Raw genomic sequence first — 2,584 nt, 5'->3', positions numbered from 1 at the left:
AAGGCGGGGTAAAGCCCTGTTAGGTAACCTGTTAGAGACCGTATTGGGCTAGCTCCCCAAAACCCAGATTGAGCCAACGCGATTACTCTTTCCCAAAGAGCCAAGTTCCCTCTATGTATGACATCGCGTTTCTTCTATAGATTTAACTCTTGTCTGTAAAACTATTTTTAAATATTTCAACTACACCAAAATCATCAAATCAATGCTATCCAATAAGTTAGTCAGTCTGATAAATAAAATATGACTCTAAAAGTTAGATTTGCCGGTGATTTTGTACAAAACAACCAAATCCCAATGGGAATTTTAGCCCACACCTTGTTCTACACAGAAAAAGCATTTGAGAGAGCGTATCTGGATATTGAAAGAGGAGGAATTAGAAAAAATGAATATATGCGAAAAGAGGACTATCGAAGAGCAATACTGCTATTTGAGGGGGTTCAGTATTCGAGCATTGGATTCAATTTCAATGAACAAAGTTCTGAGCTTATTACCCCTCTAAATAGACTGAAAAGATCTTTTTTTAGCCAGCATGAAAAAGCTGCAAAAGAAGGAGAAGATCTAGAGCTGTCTGATGTCAAAGAACAAGTGGAATTAACAAAGAGAATCATTGAGACGAATGGCATTCAGAGTATACAAGAATATTCTGAATTTGTCGCAAATCCCGGAGACAAGATAATACGAGAGTTTGGAGATAGGTCAATCAATAAATATGTTGACAGAGCTATAAACCCGGTTAGAAATAATGAAGGGGACAATATAATTGAGATAACTATCAAAGGCGATGAGACAAATACATTTACTTTTAACAGTGTGATTGCTGAGAGATTCGGGAAGATAGTATCTCATAAAACACTGGGAAAACCATTTGCTCTTACTGCCACATTGGTTTCCGCTGATAATATTAATTTAAAAGCTAAAATCTATAATACGACCTCCAAGAGACAGATGAATGTTTTCTTTACAGTCTTAGATGACTTGGTTGACTTCTCACCCTATATCGGCAAAAAGAGCGAACAGTTTCAGTTTATTGCTGCTCCAGTAATTGAAAGTGGCTCGTATGATCTTTCGTCGGGAGACGTATATTTTTTAATGTTTCTCGGATAATAGAATGGATGAAATAATAGCTGAAATAAAAAGAGTATACTTTGAGGAGTTTTCCGGTTTTCTTGCTCCTCCTGTTATTATTATTTCTGTCTTATACGTTTTGTGCATTGTTGTTTGGGATCCTGAGCTAGGAGTATGGAAGGTATTGCTTTCATATAATGTCTTTTCACTGCTCGATATCGCTGAGACTCCAATCAAGAACGTACTCATAAGAGATATTGTTATTAGTTTGATTGGAGCATTTTTAACTGATCAATTTTATTCTTTTATAAAATCAAGATGGTTTAACTTAATATCAAAAGGTATTGGATTAGAGGAGCGTATTAATTTTCATATCAAAAAAGCCGATCAGGTCAAATCAGATAACGAAGCAGTGAATCTCTTCTTGGTAAAAGGTTTGCAAAAGAGGATTGAAGAAAAGGAGAAGCATATCTCTCGAAATCATACTTTGGGGAGATTCTTCATGGCATGCCTTTGGGTTTCCTTCGTATCTTTCGTATATGTTTTTTTGATTTCTGTTTATAGAGGAAGTTTAATTATTTGCTATTTTGATTTATTTTTTTGCTTTATTTCTCTAGTGGCTATCTTGTATGTTCAGGAGAAGAGTACAAAGTTTTTTCTAAGGAAGCTAATGCCTCTTGTTATTATGGAAAGGGCTTTGCTAGGAAAGGACTATGAAGCTGGCTAAAAAAATAGTGCTCAAAACTGAATCATACTTATACTATTGTCAGGAGAAGGATTTCGATCCACTTTTGTGTCTAATGAAGACTTCTGAGTAATACCTGAATCAACATTTGAATTAAAGCTCAAGCGATCGCCCCATTGCTGAGGCGATCGCTCCTACAAACTTCGCACATATCGCTACAGCCTACCGCTGGCTAACGGACAAAATGGTTAAGCCAACTACCTCGTCTCCGGAATACCGAATTACCACATCATCATCGGTGACTTCGCTATCGGTTGCAGCTTGAGCAGGGTTTTGAAAATTGATGTACAAAACGTCAGCTTCAGAGTCGAACATCATCCAGCAAGGACGCTGTTCCACGGTTTGCAGAGCCTTCGCGATATTCAGATAACGATTAATTTCGACCGATTGAGTTAGGGCCATACTTGTTTCTTCCCCTCCAAATATCGCGATCGTTTATTAAAAAAGGCAGTGACAATAAAGCCATCATCAATCACACCCTGGTTTTCAATCTCGCGGTAAACCACCAATAGCCACTTGCCAGAAGCAATTGAGCGCACAGCAATCAATTGACCATTGCCACCGTCCAACACCTGTTCAGGATTTTCCACTGTGGTCAAAATTAGCGGTTGGTAGTCCTCTAATTCAGGATGCTGCTCAAGAATATGACTCCACCGTTCTTCTGTTAACCGGATGGGAACTCCATTGACAGAAGTAACCAGGGTAAGCGCAAGAAAAAAGGGTCTGTGACATGCTAGAGGCAACCCATCACTGTGCCCCCTGAGAGTTGCCATG

General features: G+C 38.5%; 4 protein-coding genes. 2 read left to right on the top strand and 2 right to left on the bottom strand.

Features of this window, described 5'->3' with window-relative positions; translation table 11 throughout:
* Positions 1-240: 240 nt before the first annotated feature.
* Both JUK32_RS00820 and JUK32_RS00815 read left to right on the top strand, forming a co-directional pair.
* Positions 241-1,104 carry a hypothetical protein gene (locus tag JUK32_RS00820; RefSeq protein WP_204136967.1) on the top strand — a complete coding sequence of 288 codons (864 nt, stop codon included), beginning with the start codon at positions 241-243 and terminating at the stop codon, positions 1,102-1,104.
* A 4-nt stretch (positions 1,105-1,108) separates the two neighbouring features.
* Positions 1,109-1,792 (top strand): hypothetical protein, encoded by a 684-nt coding sequence (locus tag JUK32_RS00815; RefSeq protein ID WP_204136966.1) that lies wholly within the window; start codon positions 1,109-1,111, stop codon positions 1,790-1,792.
* Between the two features lie 180 nt (positions 1,793-1,972).
* On the opposite strand, the gene JUK32_RS00810 is transcribed toward JUK32_RS00815, so the two are convergent.
* Together JUK32_RS00810 and JUK32_RS00805 are read right to left on the bottom strand one after the other, a co-directional pair.
* Complete coding sequence (locus JUK32_RS00810; RefSeq protein WP_204136965.1) at positions 1,973-2,212, bottom strand: DUF2283 domain-containing protein; 240 nt, start codon at positions 2,210-2,212, stop codon at positions 1,973-1,975.
* Positions 2,203-2,584 (bottom strand): hypothetical protein (locus JUK32_RS00805; RefSeq protein WP_204136964.1); only part of this gene is annotated, 382 nt, incomplete at its 5' end. The genes JUK32_RS00805 and JUK32_RS00810, both read right to left, overlap by 10 nt.

Source organism: Halomicronema sp. CCY15110, from assembly GCF_016888165.1.
Lineage (GTDB): Bacteria > Cyanobacteriota > Cyanobacteriia > Phormidesmidales > Phormidesmidaceae > Halomicronema.
Note: the sequence above shows the minus strand (reverse complement) of the source record. Positions and strands in the feature narration are given on the sequence as shown.

What these genes read in the sequence shown, in the direction of transcription:
- JUK32_RS00820 (WP_204136967.1), top strand. Translation starts at nt 241, where the DNA reads ATGACTCTAAAAGTTAGATTTGCCGGTGATTTTGTACAAAACAACCAA.
- JUK32_RS00810 (WP_204136965.1), bottom strand. Translation starts at nt 2,212, where the DNA reads ATGGCCCTAACTCAATCGGTCGAAATTAATCGTTATCTGAATATCGCG.
- JUK32_RS00815 (WP_204136966.1), top strand. Translation starts at nt 1,109, where the DNA reads ATGGATGAAATAATAGCTGAAATAAAAAGAGTATACTTTGAGGAGTTT.